This is a genomic window from Caulobacter sp., from assembly GCF_039596335.1.
GTDB lineage: Bacteria > Pseudomonadota > Alphaproteobacteria > Caulobacterales > Caulobacteraceae > Caulobacter.
Map to the genome: position 1 here is coordinate 28,091 of NZ_JBCNJZ010000012.1, position 20,372 is coordinate 48,462.

14 protein-coding genes are annotated in these 20,372 nt (G+C 68.8%); 11 read left to right on the forward strand and 3 right to left on the reverse strand.

The features are described 5' to 3' along the window. Positions 1–4: 4 nt before the first annotated feature. The 6 genes from ABDW31_RS22310 (at position 5) to ABDW31_RS22335 (ending at position 6,684) form a co-directional block, all read left to right on the forward strand. Complete coding sequence (locus ABDW31_RS22310; protein WP_184717508.1) at positions 5–712, forward strand: ABC transporter ATP-binding protein; 708 nt, start codon at positions 5–7, stop codon at positions 710–712. Further along, on the forward strand, positions 709–2,103 hold the full coding sequence (locus tag ABDW31_RS22315) for a DUF3526 domain-containing protein (protein WP_184717506.1): 1,395 nt from the start codon (positions 709–711) through the stop codon (positions 2,101–2,103). Before ABDW31_RS22310 ends, ABDW31_RS22315 begins: the two co-directional genes overlap by 4 nt. Beyond that, the gene (locus tag ABDW31_RS22320) at positions 2,100–3,587 is read left to right on the forward strand and encodes a DUF3526 domain-containing protein (protein ID WP_184717504.1); all 1,488 of its coding nucleotides are present in this window, start codon (positions 2,100–2,102) and stop codon (positions 3,585–3,587) included. Before ABDW31_RS22315 ends, ABDW31_RS22320 begins: the two co-directional genes overlap by 4 nt. Next, a complete protein-coding gene (locus ABDW31_RS22325) occupies positions 3,587–5,509 on the forward strand; it encodes a TonB-dependent receptor (protein ID WP_184717502.1) in 1,923 nt (640 codons plus the stop codon). Before ABDW31_RS22320 ends, ABDW31_RS22325 begins: the two co-directional genes overlap by 1 nt. Positions 5,510–5,642: 133 nt before the next feature. Then, positions 5,643–6,008 carry a PRC-barrel domain-containing protein gene (locus ABDW31_RS22330; protein ID WP_184717501.1) on the forward strand — a complete coding sequence of 122 codons (366 nt, stop codon included), beginning with the start codon at positions 5,643–5,645 and terminating at the stop codon, positions 6,006–6,008. 217 nt (positions 6,009–6,225) lie between these two features. Next, the gene (locus ABDW31_RS22335; protein ID WP_184717492.1) at positions 6,226–6,684 is read left to right on the forward strand and encodes a Rid family hydrolase; all 459 of its coding nucleotides are present in this window, start codon (positions 6,226–6,228) and stop codon (positions 6,682–6,684) included. Here ABDW31_RS22335 and ABDW31_RS22340 read toward each other — a convergent pair. Then, positions 6,659–7,615, reverse strand: coding sequence for a LysR family transcriptional regulator (locus tag ABDW31_RS22340; protein ID WP_184717490.1), 957 nt, complete (start codon positions 7,613–7,615; stop codon positions 6,659–6,661). The two genes, ABDW31_RS22335 and ABDW31_RS22340, sit on opposite strands and share 26 nt — an antisense overlap. Before the next feature lie 407 nt (positions 7,616–8,022). Between ABDW31_RS22340 and ABDW31_RS22345 the strand changes: the two genes are divergently transcribed. From ABDW31_RS22345 to ABDW31_RS22355, 3 genes are all read left to right on the forward strand, one after another. Next, a complete protein-coding gene (locus ABDW31_RS22345; RefSeq protein ID WP_184717488.1) occupies positions 8,023–10,998 on the forward strand; it encodes a TonB-dependent receptor in 2,976 nt (991 codons plus the stop codon). Between the two features lie 90 nt (positions 10,999–11,088). Further along, complete coding sequence (locus tag ABDW31_RS22350; protein ID WP_184717486.1) at positions 11,089–12,009, forward strand: alpha/beta hydrolase; 921 nt, start codon at positions 11,089–11,091, stop codon at positions 12,007–12,009. Continuing rightward, positions 12,006–12,488: a cupin domain-containing protein gene (locus tag ABDW31_RS22355; protein WP_184717484.1), complete on the forward strand. Its 483-nt coding sequence runs from the start codon at positions 12,006–12,008 to the stop codon at positions 12,486–12,488. The genes ABDW31_RS22350 and ABDW31_RS22355 overlap by 4 nt, the downstream gene beginning before the upstream one ends. 154 nt (positions 12,489–12,642) lie before the next feature. Here the strand turns inward: ABDW31_RS22355 and ABDW31_RS22360 are convergent, their stop codons facing one another. Both ABDW31_RS22360 and ABDW31_RS22365 read right to left on the reverse strand, forming a co-directional pair. Then, a complete protein-coding gene (locus ABDW31_RS22360; RefSeq protein WP_184717482.1) occupies positions 12,643–13,680 on the reverse strand; it encodes a FecR domain-containing protein in 1,038 nt (345 codons plus the stop codon). Next, positions 13,677–14,204, reverse strand: a complete 528-nt coding sequence (locus ABDW31_RS22365) for an RNA polymerase sigma factor (protein ID WP_184717480.1) — start codon at positions 14,202–14,204, stop codon at positions 13,677–13,679. The genes ABDW31_RS22360 and ABDW31_RS22365 overlap by 4 nt, the downstream gene beginning before the upstream one ends. Before the next feature lie 300 nt (positions 14,205–14,504). Here ABDW31_RS22365 and ABDW31_RS22370 point away from each other — a divergent pair, with 300 nt between their 5' ends. Next, entirely contained in the window at positions 14,505–14,945 is a 441-nt protein-coding gene (locus tag ABDW31_RS22370) for an AraC family transcriptional regulator (RefSeq protein WP_343699563.1), read from the forward strand. A gap of 357 nt (positions 14,946–15,302) precedes the next feature. Continuing rightward, a complete protein-coding gene (locus tag ABDW31_RS22375) occupies positions 15,303–20,372 on the forward strand; it encodes a putative Ig domain-containing protein (protein ID WP_343699564.1) in 5,070 nt (1,689 codons plus the stop codon).

A 20,372-nucleotide genomic window follows, 5' to 3' on the forward strand; every position in this document is an offset into this window, starting at 1 on the left:
CGCCATGTCCGCCCTGGCGCTGAACGCCCTGTCGATCAGTTTCGGCGGCCGCAAGGCCGTCGACGACCTCAACCTGACCCTCAAGGCTGGCGAGGTCTACGCCCTGCTCGGCCCCAACGGGGCCGGCAAGACCACGACCCTGAACATGATCCTGGGCTTCCTGAAGCCTGACGCCGGCGCGATCACCGTCGACGGCCTGGATGCGGTCGCCGACCCGCTGGGCGCGCGCCAGCGCATCGCCTACCTGCCCGAGACCGTGATGTTGCAGCCCGCGCTCAGCGCCGTCGAGAACCTGCGCTACTTCTCGCTGCTGGCCGGTCGCAAGATCGACGCGGCGACCGCCCGCCGCCTGCTGGCCGAGGCGGGTCTGCAGGCTGACGCCCATGAACGCCGCTCCGAGGGCTTCTCCAAGGGCATGCGCCAGAAGGTCGGCGTCGCCATCGCCCTGGCCAAGGACGCCAAGGTGCTGCTGCTGGACGAGCCGACCTCGGGCCTGGACGCCAGCGCCGCCAGCGACCTGTCGCTGCTGATCCGCGGCGCCTCGCAGCGCGGCCTGGCGGTGCTTATGGCCACCCACGACCTCTTCCGGGTCAAGGACGTGGCCCACCGCCTGGGCATCCTGCGCGGCGGACGCCTGCTGGAAGAGCGCGACGCCGCCGATCTGGGACCGGTCGAGCTTGAGCGCCTCTATCTGGAGCGGCTGGCGGCATGATCGCGCTGATCGGACTGGAGCTCGCGATCCTGCGCCGCGACCGACGCGCGTTCGGATCTCTTGTCGCCTTGGGGCTGCTGATCCTGGTCGCCTTCTTCGCCAACGCCGCCGCCAACCTGCAGGCCGATCAGGCCAAGGCGCAGGTGGCCGCGGCCGAACGCGCCCGTTGGGTCGGCCAGGGCGAAAAGGATCCTCACAGCGCCGCCCACTACAGCATCTTCGCCTTCAAGCCCTCACCGGCGCTGGCGGCGCTGGATCCCGGCGCCGAGCCGTTCGTGGGCCAAAGCGTCTGGCTGGAGGCGCACCACCAGAACGACATGCTCTATCGCCCGCAGCAGAACGCCTCGGCGCTGCAACGCGCGGCGTTCGCCAATCCCGCCGCGCTACTGACGGGCTTTGCGCCGCTGGTCGTCTTCCTGCTGGCCTTCACCCTGGTGGCCCAGGACCGCGAGCGGGGCGGCCTGCGCCTGGCGCTCGGCGCGGCCACGGCCCCTGCACGGCTGGTCGTGGCGCGCGCCGCGGCGGTCTGGAGCGCGGCGGGCGTCACACTGATCGCCCCCGTGGCGCTGGCGGCCGTGGCCTGGACCGCGGCGCAAGGCCGGCTGGACGCGGACGTCATGCTGCGCCTGCTGTCCTGGACCGTGATCATCGCCACCTATCTCGCCGTCGTCGCGTTGGCCGCCGTGCTGGTCTGCCTGAAAGCCGCCAGCCCGCGTCTGGCGCTGGCGGCGCTGTTCGGGGCCTGGATCGCGTTCGCCCTGGTCGCACCGCGCGTGCTGGACGGCGCGGCTGGCGCGCTCGCCCCCCTGCCCTCGACCCAGTCGGTCAAGCAGGAGATCGCCCGCCAGGCGCCGGCCTTCTGGTCCGACGAACAGAACGCCAAGAACCGCAAGGCGCTGATGGCTCGCTATGGCGTCGATCGCTACGAGGACATCCCCAACCCGCGCATGGCCGAACTGGACCTGATGGAGCGCCACAGCCATGCGGTGTTCGATCGCGTCCTGGGCGACTTCTATCGCCAAGTGGCGACACAGGACGACCTGTTCGCGCGCCTGAGCCTGGCGTCGCCGGCCGCCGCCGCCCAGGCCCTGTCGGCCGCCGCCGCCGGCAGCGACTTTAGCCATCATCGCCACTTCATCGACAGCGCCGAGCGCTACCGCCGCGACCTGGTCAACGCCATGAACGCCGACGGCATGGCCCATTCGGCCCATGGGGCCGAGCGGCATCTCAACGACGAGACCCTGTGGTCGGCAATCCCGCCGTTCGCCTACGCCGCGCCCGCGCTCGGCGAGCGCAGCGCCGTCCCCCTCCCTGCCCTGCTGGCGCTGCTGGCCTGGCTGGCGGCGATCCTGGCCGCCCTGCAGCTGACCGCCCGGAGCCTGAAGCCATGACCCCGCGCTTCGTCGATCTCTTCGCCTGGGAGTGGCGCCAGGCCGGGCGCAATCGGTTGCTGTGGACGATCCTGGCGGTGCTGTGCGCCAGCTTCGTCTGGGGCGCATTGAACACCGCCTGGCTGCATCGCGAGCAGACGGCCGCGATCGCCCACGCGCTGGACGGCGCCAAGGCTCACGAGGCCCACACACGCGCCTTGGCGCAGGCGTTCCACGCCCCGGTCTCGCCCGGCAAGGGCCAGGTCGCCTATTGGCAGGACCCGACCAACATCGCCGGCTACAGCGAGTACTTCGTCAAGGTCCTGGCGGCCAAGCCGCATCGTCCCGCCTCCCCCCTGGCGGCGGGGGTCAGCGACCTTGCGCCCAGCCGGCTTGAGATCAAGCTGAACACGCCGTTCGGCTTCCTCGACACCTACGACTTCGAAAATCCGCGCGGCCTGGCGCTGGGCCGGTTCGACCTGGCGTTCGCGGTCGTCTTCCTGGCCCCCGTGGCGCTGCTCCTCGTGCTGTGCCTGCTGGGCACGGTCGAGCGCGACCGCGGGATGCTGCGCCTGGTCGCTTCGCAAGCGGTCGATGCGCGGACGTGGGTCGGCGCACGGCTGGCGGCGATCCTGGCCTGGGTGCTGCCTGCCGCTATCCTGAGCCTTGTCCTGACGATGATCGTTGCGGGCGTCCCAATGTCGGCCGCCGGAGCCGTCGCGGCCGCGGCTGTGTTGCTGGTCGCCTATCTGCTGTTCTGGAGCGCCATCGCCTTCTTCGTCCTGGCGCGGCAGCCCACGGCCGCAGCCGCGCTCAGCACCCTGGCCGCGGCCTGGGCGATCCTGACCATCGGCGCGCCGATCGCTATCGGCGCCGTGCTGGCCCTGGTCGATTCCGCGCCGTCGCCGGTGCTTTATGTCGACGCCCAGCGGCGCACGACCGACGCTGTGCAGAGCGAACGCGATGCGATCATCGGGCGCGCCATCGTCGCCCAGCCGGCGTTGGCGAACCCGGGCCGTCCGTTGGCGAGCCTGGACCACGCCACGCGCCTGAGCTTCCTGATCCCGGAGACCGAGACGCGCCTGGCGCCGCTGCGCACCGCCACGCTGGCGCACCGCGCACGGCAGGCCAGCGCCGCATCCCTGGCCGGCTTCGTTCTCCCGGCCGTGGGTATGGAAGACGCCCTGGCCCGCCTGGCCGGCGTCGACGCCGCGCGGCAGCGCGCCTTCGAGACCCAGGCGCGAGCCCATCAGCTCTCACTGCGCGCTCGGATCTACCCGCTGGTCCAGGCGCAACTGCTGCAGCAGCCCCCGCCCGCCACGCGAGAGACCCGCGGCATTCTGAACCTCGACCGGCCGCTTGAGCTGCCGCCGTTCGTCTTCCAGGAGCCTGCCAGCCTCTCCGCGGTCACGCGCGCCACCGGTTTCGCCGCCTGGCTCGCCGTCCTGGCCGCCGCCATCGCCTTGCTTGCCGCGGGCCGGGCCGATCGCTGGAGGGTGCTGTGATGCGGCGCGTCCTGCTGGCCACCGCCGCCACCGCCTGCCTGGCCTCGCCCGCCGTGGCCCAGCGCTCGGCCGACAACGCCGTGACCGCCGCCGAGGACGCCTTCGGCACGTCGATCGGCAACGAGACCATCGGCCTCTACGGACCGAGCCAGGTCCGGGGCTTCTCGCCGGTCGCCGCCGGCAATGTGCGCATCGAGGGCGTCTATCTGGACCGCCAAGGATTCATCGCCAGCCGCCTGGTGTCGGGCTCGACGGTGCGGGTGGGCCTCAGCGCCCAAGGCTATCTCTTCCCGGCGCCGACCGGCATCGTCGACTATCGCCTGCGAGATGTCGGCGAGACGCCGATGGTCAGCGTGGTGGCCGGCAGCCTGGCCTATGGCGCCCCCTCCGTTGAGATCGACGCACAGCTGCCGCTGGCCGGCCGGCGCCTGGGCGTGGCGGCCGGGGCCTCCTACGCCCACGAGGCCTATTTCGACGGCTCTGACGCCCATTATGTGCGCCTGGCGGTCATCCCGCGCTGGCGACCAACCGACGGCGTGGAGATCATCCCCTTCTGGTCGACCACCATCGGCCGCGACGAGGAAGTGGCGCCCACGATCATCACCGCCGGCCCCTATGCGCCCGCCAAGGTTCCGCGTCGCCGCTATTTCGGCCAGTCCTGGGCCGCCAAGGACAGCCAGAGCCTGAACACCGGGATCATCGGCAAGGCCCGCATCGGCCAGGACTGGTCCCTGGTCGCCGGCCTGTTCCGCTCCAGCTTCGAGAACGAGCAGAACTTCGCCCAGCTGTTCCTCGACGCTGACCAGGCGGGTCGCGCCACCGAGCGGGTGATCGCCGACCCGGGCCAGCGCTACGCTTCGACCAGCGGCGAACTTCGGATTGGCCGCAGCCTCACCGAGGGGACGCGTATACACACGCTGAACGCCTCGGTCCGCGCCCGGCGGCTGGACAGCGTCTATGGCGGCGCCGCCGCGCCGCTCGACGTGGCCAATGTGCAGGTCGGCATCCACGCGCCGATCGCCCGGCCCGAGCGCTTCGCCTTCGGGCCGCGCACGCGTGACCATGTCCGCCAGACGACAGTGGGCCTGTCTTACGAGGGCCGCTGGCGCAATGTCGGCGAGGCCAACCTCGGCGTGCAGAACACCGACTATCGCAAGACCATCCTTGTCCCCGGCGCCCGCCCCACCACGACCACGGACAAGCCCTGGCTGCTGAACGCCTCGGCGGCGGCCTATCTGAGCCCCGCCCTGGCGGCCTATGCCGGCTTTACGCGTGGCCTGGAAGAAAGCGGCCTTGCGCCCAACAACGCCGCCAATCGCAACGAGGCCCTCCCCGCCATCCGCACCCGCCAGGTCGACGCCGGCCTGCGCTGGGCCGTTCGACCGAAACTCAAGCTGGTGGCCGGCGTCTTCGACGTCCGCAAGCCCTACTTCAACACCGACGAGGCCAACCGGTACGTCGTGCTCGGCGAGGTTCGCCACCGCGGCGCGGAGTTCAGCCTGTCGGGCGCGCTCGCCCGGGACGTCAGCCTCGTGGCGGGAGCAGTGCTGATGCAGCCGCGCGTCACGGGCGAGGCCGTCGAACAGGGTCGCGTCGGCAAGCGTCCGCTGGGCCAGCCGGAGCGGATTCTGCGGGCCAATCTCGAGTATCGCCCGCCTGCCCTCATCGGCGTGTCGCTCGATGTCGCGGTCTCGAACCACGGCCGGCGGGCGGCCTCGCGCGACAACAGCGTCTATCTGGACGACTACACGCTGATCGACATCGGGGCCCGTTATCGGTTCAAGGTCGCTGACAATCCCGCCATGCTGCGGGTGCAGGTCTCCAACCTGACCGACGCCTATGTCTGGAGCGTCCTGGGCGGCAACAGCTTCGGCTTGACCGATCGGCGCAGAGCCGCCGCCACCCTGGCCGTGGATTTCTGACGCGCGCCGTCAGGCGGACGTCAGTCAAGCCGCAAGATACTCCGCATACGGCGTTAAGTGATGCGCCATCGATGCCTCGCAACGCCCCGACCCCGGCCGGCGTTGTTCGAGCCCACATCCAAGGAGTACAAGCATGAAGATCGCAATCCTGGGCCTCTCCATCGCCGCGCTCGCGACCAGCGCCTTTGCCCAAACTACGATCGCGCGGCTGGAAAGCCAGCCGGCCAAGGGCGCTTTCACCGTCGGCCAGATCGAGGACGCCGACGTCATCGACTCCGCCAACCGCAAGGCCGGCGAAGTCGAACACGTCCTGCTCGACGCAGCCGGAAAGCCTACGGCCATCGTCATCGAGATCGACCGCATGGGGCCCGACAAGAAGGTCGTCGTCGCCTTGGCCGACGTGACGGTCGCGCCTGAGACCGGCGATCCTGACGACTACGTCGTGCGCACCAAGATCACTAAGGCGCAGCTCACCGCCCTGCCCGACTGGAAGGGATAGCGTTGCACGAGCGCCCGATCGCAAGATCGGGCGCATCGCGCACCAGGGCAGAGGGTGTCGATGAGGGCTACTTAGAGGGCTTCGACCAAGCCGCTGGCCAACGGCATTTCCGCCGGACCAGTTAGGCAGGAATGCTGTTTGAGAAGCGGCCCCAAGTCCTGCGATCTCTTGCCAACGCCGCACCGCGAACGGGAGTGGCCAGAGCAGGATACACACCATGACCAACGCCACCGCCGCCATCACCAAGCAGGCCGCCTACCTCGGCGTCCCATGGGAAGACGCCTACGGCTATGCTCAGGCGATCAAGGTCGGCAACACCATCCGCGTCTCCGGCCAGCTGAGCCATGACGACAAGGGCCAGTTGATCGCGCCGGCGGCGCTGGACGACACCGGACGGCCTGCCGACTTCTCCACCATGGAGGCCCAGATGCGCGCGACCTACGCCAATGCGGCCAAGCTGCTGGCGCAGTTTGGGGCCAGCCTCGACAACGTGGTGGAAGAAACCCTCTACGTCCTGGACGTCGATGCGGCGTTCGCCGTCGCATCCAAGGTTCGCGGCGAAGCCTACGACGTGGCCCGGCCGATGGTCGCCAGCAATCTGATTGGGGTGTCGCGCCTGGCGTTCCCCGAACAGATCATCGAGATCACCTTCACCGCAATGCTTCCGGAAACCTGAGTTGACGGTCAGGCGCCGCGCCTTGACCGGAAGCGGCGCCCAGCCGGCCCTCGACCAGATCCCGGCTCTGGCCGATGGCCTCGGCGCAGTGAGTCATGAAGGCGTAGATGCGCCCTGACCTGCGGATGTCGGGATGGGTCAGTAGCCACAGATCGTCATTGAGCATCGGTTCAATCGGGCCCACACGCTCGATGCCGGGTGACAGGTCGCCGAGCATGCAGGGCAGATAGCCTACGCCGAGGCCCGCGCCGATCGCCGCTGCGGCGCCGGCGACCGAGTCCGTGCGATAGCCTATGTCATCTGGCGATACGCGAGCCGCGACCAGTTCGGCGGCCTTCAAGCCAGACAGCCTGCCACCGTATGACACCCATTGCCGATCGAGCGCTGGGCGGACGGTGGCGGAGGAGCAGGCGGCGTAGGGCGCCCAGGCAATCACGGCGGTCTTTCGCCCAAATAGGTTCTCCGGCGGGGCCTCGGTGGCGCGGATAGCGATGTCCGCCTCGCCGCGAGCGAGGTTCAGAGCACCGTTGCCCACATTGACCTCGACCCGAACCGCCGGGTTCCGCGCCTTGAACGCGGCGATAATCGGCGTGAGGAAATAGAGCAGGATAGAGTCGCTGGTTGTGATCCGAAGATCGCCTGCATGGCCCTCGCCATGACCGGAGACCCGCCGCGCCACGCCGACCACATCGAGTTCGACACGCTCTGCGAGCGCAACCACCTCTTCCCCTTGGGCGGTGACGACATAGCCCGTGCGGCGGCGATCAAAAAGCGCGACCCCGAGCACCTCCTCGACCTTCGCCAGGCGGCGCGCGGCCGTCGAGCCGTTGATGCCAAGCATCTCAGCCGCCGCAGCCACCGCCCCCGTGCGGGCGATAGCGCGAACGATGCGGAGGTCATCCCAAGAAAGCTTGCTGGCCGGATCGCTCATGTCGTTCGAGATTTCGCCTCCGACGTCTTGCGTGACGCAGCCAAGCGCTCACACGCGAACGCGTCGTATGGTCGATCTGGTTCGCAAAATCACGGCTTGTTTGGGCCTTTCCAAGCGATAGGCCGCGCCTAATCCCGGTGACGATCATCGGGTGAGGTCGAACGCCTGTTCAGGGCTTGGAAGAGCCATTCATTGATCGCCGTTATGCCAACTGTTACCTGCGAGGCATGGGGGCCTCTATGCGCAGGACAGAAAGGTGGGCGGCCACGCTGCTCTGGAGCGTCGCACTTGGCGCTGCGTCGCCAGCGCTTGCACAACGCAGCCGCGCCCTTCCCATCGACACGACGGGGCAATCGCTAACCACCGCCCTGACCGACATCGCCCAGCGGTCCGGGCGAGAACTGCTGATGGCGCGGCCGGCGCTCAAGGCCCGCGCGGCCCCGCGCCTGAAGGGCCGCTACACGGTGGAGCAGGCCCTGCCCCTGCTGCTGGCAGGTTCGGGCCTGACCTATCGGCGCACCCCCGACGGCGCCTATGTGATCGACGCCGCGCCCACGCTGCCGCCGCCCGAACCGGAGGCGCCGGTCGCCCTGCCCGAGCTGCTGGTCACGGCGCGCTCGCAGAACAGCGACATCCAGCGCACCGAGAACGATATCCAGGCCTATAAGGTCTGGAGCAGCCGCGACATCCAGCAGTCCCATTCCGCCGACATCGACGAGTTCCTGCGGATGATGGCGACGGGCGACACCCAGATCGCCTCGGCCCTGCAGGATCCCTCGAACACGACCGCCAGCCCCCGTTCAGAAGTCAATCTGCGGGGCATGGGCTCCAACCAGACCCTGATCCTGGTGGATGGGCGTCGCATGCCCGGATTGCCGCCGGCCGGCGGGTCCACGACGATGGTCGCCCAGACCGACGTCAACGGCCTGCCGCTGGCCGCCATCGACCGCATTGAGGTTCTCAACGCCACAGCCGGCGGCGTCTATGGGGCCGGCGCCACGGGCGGCGCGATCAATATTGTGCTCAAGCGCGACTATCGCGGCGCGGACCTGGGCGTGGCGTATGGGATCACCGATCGCGGCGACGCGCCCGTCCGGCGCGTGAACGGACGGATCGGTTTTTCGTCCAACGCGGATCGAACCCAGGTCATGGTCGCCTTTGGCCTGCTTGACGGCGACGGTCTGGAGGTCGGCGATCGGGACTACGAGGCCAAGGCGCGCGCGCGGCGCTATCGCAACGATCCGGCGCAGCTGGCCATCGAGCAGCCGGTCAGCGGGTCGGTCAACATCTTCAGCGCGACGGGCGCGACCCTGACGCTGGATCCCGCCTATGGCGGCGCCAGCCTGGGAGCCAGCTCGACCTTCGCGCCGGCGTCCTACGCTGGCGTGACCACAGATCGCGGCGCGATGCTGCTGGCCAATGCCGGCAGGGTGGACACCAGCCTATCGCCCGACATCCGCGGCGCGCGCCGGGCGCTGCTCACTGAGCGGACCACCGCGTCGGTGATCGCCAGCATCCGGCACAGGTTTAGCCCCTCGGTCGAGGCCTATGCCGATGTGCTGGCGATGCGCAACCGAGGGCGGGCGCTGGTCCCTCAAGGGGGTGGCGGCGAAGTTATCAGCCTGGCCGCCAACGCCCCCGGCAACCCGTTCCAGCAGGCCATTTCCATCACCGTCCCACTGCCGGGCCTCGATCCTTCCGCGCGCAACACGACCAAGACGACGCGCGCCTCGTTCGGCGCGATCGTCGACCTGCCTGGGGACTGGAAGCTGAACGCCGACCACAGCCGGGGCCGCGCCAGCGTAGACGCCCAGCTTATTCAGCAGGACCTGGGGGCGGCGTACTATGCCGGACTAGCGTCCGGGCGGATCGATCCGCTGGGCGGACAGCAAGCGTTCCTGGCCGCCGTAACCGAGGCCGCGACTCGGGGCAGCTCCACGCTCAAGCAAAGCAATCACTTCAGGGACACCGCCGTGCGCCTGGCGGGACCGCTGCTGACCCTGGACGGCGGTCCGATGACCTTGACCTTGGCGGCCGAGGATCGGCGCGAGACGGTGCCGTCATCCACCGCGCATCTTTCCAGTGGAGGGTTCGGATCGATCGACCTGGTGCTCGACGGGCTAGTCCAGTCGACCCGGCACTACTATGGCGAACTTCGCGCGCCCCTGACCGACCGCTACGCGGGTCCGCCGGGCCTGAAAGGCCTCGAGTTCCAGCTCGCGCTGCGACGGGAGCGCACCCGGCAGGGACCGCCGACGAACGCCACGCCCGGCGGCCTGGTCAGCGCGGTGACCGAACGCAACAGCCAGTCGTCGACCCTCTACACGACCGGCTTCAAGGTCTTTCCCCTGTCGTGGCTGATGGCCCGGGCCAGCCTGTCATCGGGCTTCACGCCGCCGGTCGCCGGGCAACTCGGATCCAGCACGATCCACTATACGTCCGATCCCGCCGCCTATGCCACGGCGACCGGGCGCAAGGTGCTCCTGCCCACGGCGAACCAGCCGTCAGACCCGCGCCGCGGCGGAGAGCGGCTGGGCCAGGTCGGGGTCTATGACCTTCGTGCCGGCGGCTCGATCGATCTGCGTCCCGAGCGCGCGCAAAGCCTCTCGGCGGGCGTCGTGCTAACGCCCCTGAACCGACTGCGTCTGTCCATCGACTACACGCGGATCCGCAAGCGCCAGGAGATTTTCAACTTCCACAACGGCGACCTGCTCTACTTCCTGCAGAACGAGGACCGATTTCCGGATCGCGTGGTCAGGGCCGCGCTCACCGACGCCGACCGAGCGCGCGGCTATACGGGCGGGATCGTCACCGCGATCAACGCCACCAGCTTCAATGTCGGGCGAACCTTCGTCGAAGCCGTGGACCTGCAGGGCGACTATCTGATCCCGACCGACCACTTGGGCGACTTCCGGCTGCGCGCCGCGGCGACCTGGCAACCGCACCTGCGCCGGCGCACCGATCCGCAGAGCCCCGCGCTCGACTATGTCGACTACGCCGACGGCCCCCTGTCCTGGCGCGCCAACGGCGGGGCCGACTGGTCCAGGGGCGACACCACGCTGGGCTTCAACGTCTATTACTACGGGGGCTATCGGATCTTCGGCCGCTCGGACACCGTCGCGCAGATCGCGCAACTGACGACCTGGCAAGGCGGCGATCGCGTGTCGCCCCAGGCCTATATCGACCTGTTCGCGCGCCGTCGGATCACGTTCGGCGAGGGCCTCAAGACTGGCGAGATCCGCCTGGGCGTCCAGAACGTGCTGGACCGTCGTCCGCCACTGATCGCCCAGCGCGTGGGATTTGGCCTGAGCACCTTCAACTACAGCACCTACGGCGACCCGCGTCGGCGACGCCTCGAACTCAGCCTGGTCGCCAGTTTCTAGGCTCCCCGCAAATCTGATGTGGGTTCTTGAAAAACCTGCGTTCCGCCAGATGAGGGCGTCCCGCCGGACGCTCAATCCGGAGGACAGCCCATGTTCAAATTCGCTTCCGTCGCCCTGGCGGCGACCCTGCTTTCGACCTCGGCCCTGGCGCAGGTCAAGCCCTTCCCCGCCGACTTCAAGACCCAGGAGATCACCACCAACGGCGTGACGATCCACGTCCGGGTCGGCGGCAAGGGGCCGGCCGTGGTGCTGCTGCACGGCTATGGCGAGACCGGCGACATGTGGGAGCCCATGGCCGCGGACCTGGCCAAGGATCACACCGTGATCGTGCCCGACCTGCGGGGTCTGGGCCTGTCGTCCAAGCCCGCGTCCGGCGGCTATGACAAGAAGACCCAAGGCGGCGACGTGGCCGGCGTGCTGGACGCCCTGAAGATCGCCAAGACCGACCTGGTCACCCACGACATCGGCAACATGGTCGGCTACGCCTTCGCGGCCCAGCATCGCGATCGGGTCGGCCGTTTCGTGCTGATCGACGCGCCGCTGCCGGGCGTTGGCCCCTGGGAAGAGGTCCTGAAAAACCCGCTGCTGTGGCACTTCCGGTTCGGCGGTCCGGACATGGAGCGCCTGGTCGCCGGCCGCGAGCGGATCTATCTCGACCGCTTCTGGAACGAGTTCTCGGCCACCCCCGCCCGCTTCACCGAAGCTTCCCGCGACCACTACGCCAAGCTCTACGCCCAGCCCGGGGCCATGCACGGCGGCTTCTCGCAGTTCGCCGCCTTCGATCAGGACGCGGTCGACAACAAGGTCTTCATGGCTCAGGGCAAGCTGACCATGCCAGTGCTGGCCCTGGGCGGCGAGAAGTCGTTCGGGCCGATGATGGCGACCGTGATGCGCTTCGCCGCCACCAACGTCACCGAGGGCGTGGTCCCCGACTCCGGTCACTGGATCATGGAGGAAAACCCCAAGGCGACCGTGACGATGGTCCGAAGCTTCCTGGATGCGAAACAATGAGCCGCCGCCTCGCCTTCGCCGGGGCCGCGATCGCCCTGATCGCCGTCGCCGGCCCCGTCACCGCTCAGGAACGCCTTGTGCGCCTGAGCCCCTCGGACATCGCCGCCCTTTCTGAGGGCGGCGCTACCGCCGGCACCTCGGGGGTCGAGGGCATCCGCACCACGGTGCTGTACGGAGACCCGACCAAGGCTGGGCCCTACACGATCGCGCTGCGGGTGCCGCCGAACATGCGCATCGCCGCCCACGGCCATCGCGACGCGCGCACCGCGATCGTCGTCGCCGGCGTCTGGCGCTTCGGCTACGGCCGCAAGAACGACGAAGCCCTGGTCAAGGTGTTGCCCGCCGGCAGCTTCTACAGCGAGCCGGCCGGGGTGGATCACTTCGCCATGACCGGCCCCGAAGGCGCCAGCGTCTATATCTCGGGCTACGGCCCGACCAGCACCGACTATGTCGAGACCGCCGACGCGCCCAAGCGCTGAACGGCGGCGGTCACCGGCAGAACAAAGGGAGCAGGGCCAGCCGCCCTGCTCCCTCTTCTCTTTAGATCTGGCCCCAGACGCCCGCCCCCAGTTTCGCAACGCATGATAGCCGCGCTCCATCGGATGGAACGCGGCCCTTCTGAAGCACCGGGTGCTAGCGGCGCTTGGAAACCAATTCGAAGGTGTCGGCGTCACGCGCGATCATCCTGACCGGCAGCACCTGTGACACCGACCGGCCAAACCGCGGCGCATCGCCGGTCTTGAAGACACCCGTCACGCGCAGCGCCGCCACCTTCGGATCCTTGATGACGATCTGGGCGCGCGTGTAGCGGTTCATCACCCCGATCACCTCGGACAGCGGGCGGTCGTGAAATTCCACGACGCCCTGCCTCCACGCCTGGGCCTCATCGAGGTCGGCGGCCGACACGCTGCCTGCCTTGCCGGTCTGGGCGGCGAACCCCTGCCCCGGCGCAAGCTTGACAGTCGGCGTGGCTGGCGCGCCGGCGGCGGACGCCACCGCCACGCTGCCCTCGGCCAGGACGACGCGGATGGCGTCCGGCGTCAAGCGCACGTCGAACTGCGTGCCCAGCGCGGTCACCACACGCCCGCCCGCCTGCACGGCGAACGGATGGGCGCGGTCGTGCGCGACATCGAAGAAGGCGCGGCCATCCAGCAGGCGTACGTCACGCCGGCCGCCGGTGAAGGCCACATCGATCGCGCTGTCCGCGTCCAGCGTCACGCGGGTGCCGTCGGGCAGGTCGACGATCGACTTCTGCCCCCTGCCCGTTACGTAGTCGGCCCGGCCGACGGCGGTGAGCGACGGCGCCTGGTTCTGCGCGACCTGGACAGGCCGGCCATCCGACTTGAACCAGTCCTGCCGAGCCCCGACCAGCAGCGTCGCCGACACCGCCAGCACGGTGACGGACGCAGCGATCAGCTGCGGCCAGTAGGATCTGGCCACCGGTTCGGGCCGGGCCTGACGCGCAGCGCGAGCCATGGCGGCGATCAGGTCGTTGTCCTCGGCCTCGTCGAAGACGTCCCACACCTCATGAGCCTTGACCCAGGCCAGGCGGTTGTCCTCGCTGGCGTCCAGCCAGGCGGCGAACTGCTCGCGGTGGGGCGACTGATCGAGATCGTCGCGGGCCAGCCAGCGTGCGGCCTCCTGCGCCGGATCCGGGATGGAGCGGGTCATCGGGCGCCTCCCGCATGGGCCATGAGATGTTCGATGGCGCGAACCATGTGTTTCTCCACCGCGCTCACCGAAAGGCCCAGCTGCGTGGCGATGGCCTGGTGGCGCAGGCCGTCGATGCGGCGAAGCAGGAAGATCGTTCGCGTCCGTTCGGGCATGGTCATGAGGGCGGCGGCGGCGGCGTTCAAGGCCTGCTTGCCGGCATAGATGCGGGCGGGATCGAAATCCTGTTCCCCCTGCAGGTCGGGATCCAACGCCACATGCTCGTCGGCGTGGCGCACCACCCGGCGGCGATAGCGGTCGGCCAGCACGCTGGCGGCGGTCTGAAAGATATAGGCGCTGGCGTGGTCCGTGTTTTCCGGCGTGCCGCGCACGGTCAGGCGCAGAAAGACCTCCTGCACCAGGTCCTCGACCTCGCCCGCGTTACGCACCCGCCGACGGAAATAGGCGGCCAGCGGTCCGCGCATCGCCGCCGCCTGTCGGGCGAAGGCGTCCGCGCGCGCGGCGGCGTCGGATGCATCGGTCATCAGCCCCTCTCGCGCCATACCCATCAGAGACTCCGCCTCCTGTCCAACGTCACGGACGCCGGCTTCGAGGAGGCAGAACGCAGCCCCGGAAAAAGTCCTCACCGGAAAAATTTCTTTTAGGTCGACCACCGCCTAACCCAGGCGACCATAGCGATCTAGAGAATTGTAAAAGCTGAACTTTTTATCACACAGAAAATCTTCCGCCGCCACCAAGCGAACAATGGTCGGTGAGGAATTTCCATCGCCCTGCGTGCCACCCCATCAGGCGGACATCAGCAGCCGCCGATGGAGACGACGACCATGAGCATGATGACCCTTTCCCTGGCCGGCGCGATCGCCACGCCGATGACGACGTCGGCAATCGAGATCGAGGTCCGGCAAGAGACGGCGCGCCTGGCGGCTTGGCAGGAACGCAAGGTTGCCCGCCATATTGGCGAACATCTTGACCAGCCGATCACGGTCCAACACCTGGCGGCCCTGGCCAGGCTCAGCGCCAGCCATTTCTCCCGCCGCTTCAAGGCAAGCTTTGGCCTCTCGCCACGCGCCTATGTGATCCGCAGCCGGCTAAAGCGCGCCCAGAGCCTGATGCGCCAGAGCCGGACTCCGCTCTGCGATATCGCCTTGGACTGCGGCTTCTGCGATCAGGCGCACATGTCTCGGCTGTTCCACACCGTGATCGGCGACACCCCCGCCCGCTGGCGGCGCCAGCAAGCGAGCAATGGCCAGCAACATGACCTGTAAGTGAGCGGCGGGCCGGCGCCCCCGCCTCTGCCTTCCGGCCGTCCGCTAGTTGGGCCGCTCTCGCATCGCATCGCTTCTGCGTCGAGCGTCCCCCGGGCTGGGGCCAGATACAGGGTCCATTTGGGTGCGACCGTATGCGTCATTAGGCGCCTCAACGGTCAACCCGCGCCGCAAACGTCTGGTACGCCTTGACTTACGAGTGCGTCCTCAATCCCGGTACCGCCTATAGTGGGACGTTTTGCCGCTCGCCGAACACCGTTTTGGTAACTCCTAAATTAAAGGTCGAGGCCGCTCTCTGCGCGCACGCAACGCCCGCAGCCAGGCCGACCTATGACCACTCCGCCCTTTATCTCCCGCATGCTCCAGTCCGCCGGGTCGGCGACCTGGCGTCCGATCCTGCGCGCCTGGATGGCGCTTCTCGTGACGGTGGTGACGCTGATGGCGGGGCCGGCCATGGCGGCCGTGAAGAGCGTCAACGGCATCTCGCTGGAAATCAACATGCCCCAGGCCCAGCGGGGCGTGTCCTACTCGTTCCAGCTGGCGCCCACGGGCCAGACTTCGCCCTATACCTTCCAGATCCTGTCGGGTTCGTTGCCGGCGGCCTTTACCATGTCGAGCGGGGGTTTGGTCACAGGCGTCAACTGCGTCAGCAGCAACGGCAGCTATCCGGTTTCGGTGCGTGTTACGGCGGCCAATGGCCAGTTCGCCGACTTTACCAGCAACCAGGCGGTATCGATGAACATGACCGCCGGCCCGGCCAGCGGCTGCGCCCTGACCGGCGGGTCGATCAGCTCAGGCGGCTCGACGCCGCAGGTCGGCCAATACTATTCGGCGACGATCTCCGCCTCGGGCGGCTCGGCGCCCTATACCTACACCGTGGCGACCGGCAGCCTGCCTACGGGCCTGAGTCTCAGCACTTCGGGCGTGCTCAGCGGCACGCCCAGCAGCGCCGGCAGTTTCGACTTCCAGATCCAGTCCTCGGACTCGGTCGGGAACCAGGGCTATACGCAATATACCCTGGCGGTGGCGGCGGCCTCCTCGGTCGTAGTCAGCCCCAGCAGCCTGCCGACGCCGCTGCTGAACACCGCCTATAGCCAGACGATCACCGGCAGCGGCGGGACCTCGCCCTACACCTTCGCGATCAGCGCCGGCAGCTTGCCGACAGGCCTCTCCCTGAATGGCTCGACCGGGGTGATCAGCGGCACGCCGAACGTCGCCGGGGCTTACAGCTATACGATCCGGGCCACCGACGCTGGCAGCCAGAGCAACACCCGCGCCTATAGCGGCACGATCGCGGCAGCGCTGGCGGTGACGCCGACACCCCTTCCCGTCCCCGTGCTGAACCAAGCCTACAGCCAGACGGTGACCGCCAATGGCGGCACGGCTCCAGTGACCTTCTCGGTCTCGGCCGGCAGCCTGCCGACGGGCCTGTCGCTGAACAGTACGACGGGCGCCATCACCGGCACGCCGACGGCCTCCGGCGCCTACAGCTTCACGATCCAGGCCACCGACAACAACAGCGCCACGGCCACCCAGGCCTACAGCGGCACGATCGTCGCGGCCGTGACGATCACCACCGCGACCCTGCCGACTCCGGTGCTGACCCAGGCCTATAGCCAGACGCTCGCAACCTCTGGCGGGACCGCACCGGTGACCTTCGCGATCTCGGTCGGCGGCCTGCCAGCCGGCCTGTCGCTGAACGCCTCGACCGGTGTCATCAACGGTACGCCAACAGCGGCCGGGGCCTACAGCTTCACGGTCCGCGCCACGGACGCCAACAACGTTACCGCGACGCAGGGCTATAGCGGCACGATCAGCAGCGGCCTTGTGGTCTCACCGTCTAGCTTGCCCACCCCGGCTCTCACTCAGGCCTACAGCCAGACGATCACCGCGTCGGGCGGCTCGGCGCCGTATGCCTTCACGATTTCGGCGGGGTCGCTGCCGGCCGGTTTGTCGCTGAACGGCTCGACCGGGGCCATCACCGGCACGCCAACCGTTGCCGGCGCCTACAGCTTCACGATCCAGGCGACCGACAACAACAGCGCCACGGCCACCCAAGCCTATAGCGGCACGATCGCCAGCGGCCTGCAGGTATCGCCGTCGAGCCTGCCGACGCCGGTCCTGACCGCGGCCTACAGCCAGACGGTCACCGCGTCGGGCGGCTCGGCGCCGTACGTCTTCACAGTCTCGGCCGGTTCGCTGCCGGCCGGTTTGTCGCTGAACGGCTCGACCGGGGCCATCACCGGCACGCCGACGGCCTCCGGCGCCTACAGCTTCACGATCCAGGCGACCGACAACAGCAGCGCCACGGCCACCCAGGCCTATAGCGGCACGATCGCCAGCGGCCTGCAGGTCTCGCCGTCGAGCCTGCCGACGCCGGTCCTGACCGCGGCCTACAGCCAGACGGTCACCGCGTCGGGCGGCTCGGCGCCGTACGTCTTCACGGTCTCGGCGGGGTCGTTGCCGGCCGGTTTGTCGCTGAACGGCTCAACCGGGGCTATCACCGGCACGCCAACCGCTTCCGGGGCCTACAGCTTCACGGTGCAGGCCACCGACAACAACAGCGCCACGGCCACCCAGGCCTACAGCGGCACGATCGCCAGCGGCCTGCAGGTCTCACCGTCTAGCCTGCCCACCCCGGCTCTCACTCAGGCCTACAGCCAGGCGATCACCGCGTCGGGCGGCTCGGCGCCGTATGCCTTCACGATTTCGGCGGGGTCGCTGCCGGCCGGCTTGTCGCTGAACGGTTCGACCGGAGCTATCACCGGCACGCCAACTGCTTCCGGGGCCTACAGCTTCACGGTGCAGGCCACCGACAACAACAGCGTCACCGCGACGCAAGCCTATAGCGGCACGATCACGGCCACGCTGGCGATCACCACAACCAGCCTCCCCACGCCCATCATGGGTTCGTCCTACTCGGCCGCGATCGGCAGCAGCGGCGGGACCGCTCCGATCGTCTACACGCTGTCCGGCAGCCTGCCGGCAGGATTGAGCCTAAATGGCCAGACCGGGGCCATCAGTGGCTCGCCGACGGCCTCGGGCGCCTATAACTTTACGGTCCAGGCGCGGGACGCCCAGAACGTGACGGCAAGCGCCAGCTACAGCGGCGAGGTCGTCGCCCCCCTGGCGGCGACGTCTGGCCTGAGCGACGCAACGGTCGGTCAGCCCTATGCCGGCAGTGTCGGCGCGACGGGTGGCCAGGCGCCCTACAGCTTCTCGGTCAGCGGCCTGCCGCCCGGCCTCTCGGTCGACGCCGCTGGTGCGGTGACGGGGACGCCGACAACGACGGGCGTGTACAACGTCACGATTAGGGTGACCGACGCCAGCGCCGTGTCCGCGACCGAAGCGGTGATCATCACGGTCGTGGCGGCGGTCACCGCTAGCGATCAGTCGATCGATGTGTCCTACAACACGCCCACGACGGTCACCCTGGCGAGCCTGAATTCGGGCGATACGCTGGACCTGCAGTCCCAACCCGCCAAGGGCAAGATCTCCCTGGTCGGACCGACTGTCGAATACACCCCGGACACCGGCTATATTGGACCTGACAGTCTGAGCTTCATGATCAAGGGCGCTTGGGGTCAGTCCCGCATCGCCACCGTGAAGCTGAACGTGCTGCCGCCGCCGCCGCCAACGGCCGAGCCGCCGCCGGCCGCGACGCTGGACACCGGCGCAACAGTGGGGACTGGCGCCAATGGCAGCGCGGCCATCGTCGTCGACAAGGTGAACTTCAACCTTGCCAGTCTCGTCAAGGGTATCGTCAGCGATGTCCGGATCGCCACCCCGCCCCAGCACGGCAAGGTCGAGCTGGTCCGCGCCGCCGCAATCTCCGCCATGGTCGCCCGCGCCGAAGGACGCGCGGCCGCCGCGCCGACGGAGGCTCCGGCCGTCCCGGCGGTGACCGCCGTCTACACGGCCGACAAGGGCTATGTGGGCCGCGACAGCTTCACCTTCGTGGCCATCGGCCCTGGCGGCGTCTCGGCGCCGGCCACGGTGAATATCATGGTGGTCAAGTCGACCCCGACCGCGCCGGTGCTGAAGGCCAAGGTCGATGGCGGACGCAAGATCACGGTCGATCTGACCGGCGCCGCTACTGACGGTCCGTTCCTGGCCGCCACCCTGGTCACTACGCCGGCCGCCTCGATCGGCGCCGCCCGGCTGATAGAAGGGGGGACCGCCACGGCTCGCACCTATGCCCTGGAGTTCACCTCCAAGGGCGCATTTACGGGCGACGTCACCTTCACCTACACCCTGACCAACAGCTCGGGCGTTTCCGATCCTCTGACCGTGATCCTGTCAATCGAGGCCCGCCAGGACCCCACGACGGACGCCACGGTGCGCGCGGTCAACGACGCCCAGACCGAGACGGCCCGCCGCTTCGCTGGAACGCAGATGGACAACTTCGGGCGTCGGCTGGAGAGCCTGCACAGCGGCCGGACGGGCGATGGGTTCGGATTGAACTTGACCTCGGGCGTGGGGCAGGCCGACGACTGCAAGCAGCGCGCCCACACGCCGGACGATCAGCGCATCTGCCGCGAGCAAGCGGCCCAGGTCGACGGCAAGGCTGGTCCAGTCTCGGGGCAGCGCCCAATCGGTAAGGTCGAGGCGTGGGCGGGCGGGGCGATCACGGTCGGTCGTCGTGACGCCGACACCCGCCTGGCGAAGCTTTCGGTCCAGACCTCAGGCGTCAGCGGCGGCGCCGATGTGCGCCTGTCGCCGGCGGTCACCATCGGCCTAGGCGGCGGCTATGCCTCGGACGTCACCAAGATGTCGGGCGGCAAAGGTCGGGTGGATGCAGAAGGCTGGACGGCGGCGACCTATGCCAGTCTGCATCCGGCTTCGGGCGTCTTCATCGACGCCCTGGCCGGGGTGGGCGAGCTCCGTTTCAACACCCGCCGCACGGTCGCGGCAAGCGGTGAACTGGTCACCGGCCAACGCGACGCCGCCTTGCGGTTCGGATCGTTGACCGCCGGCTATGATGGCTCGGCGCGTCGCGCGACCTGGTCGCTGTACCTGCGGGCCAAGGCCCTGGACGCCACGTTGGACGCTTATTCTGAGCGCGGCTCCAATGCCTACGCCCTGGCCTACGACAAGCGCCAGCTGAGCTCGCTGGTCGGCGTTATCGGAGGGCGAGCTCAGTTCGACCGCGACGTCGGCGAGGTGTGGATCACCCCGCGCGTGCGGATCGAGTACTCGCACGAGTTCGCCGCCATCGATCCCCAGCGCCTGCGCTACGCCGACTGGCTGGACGGCGCGTCCTACCAGCTTGTGGGCGACGCCTGGGCTGCGGACCGGGTGACCCTGGGCGTGGGCAGCGGCGTGGGCTTCGACAACGGCTGGTCGCTGGACCTGGACTTGGGCGCCGAGCTGGCCAGGAACCAATTGTCCGGCACCGCCCGGGTTGGCGCCGCCAAGCGGTTCTAA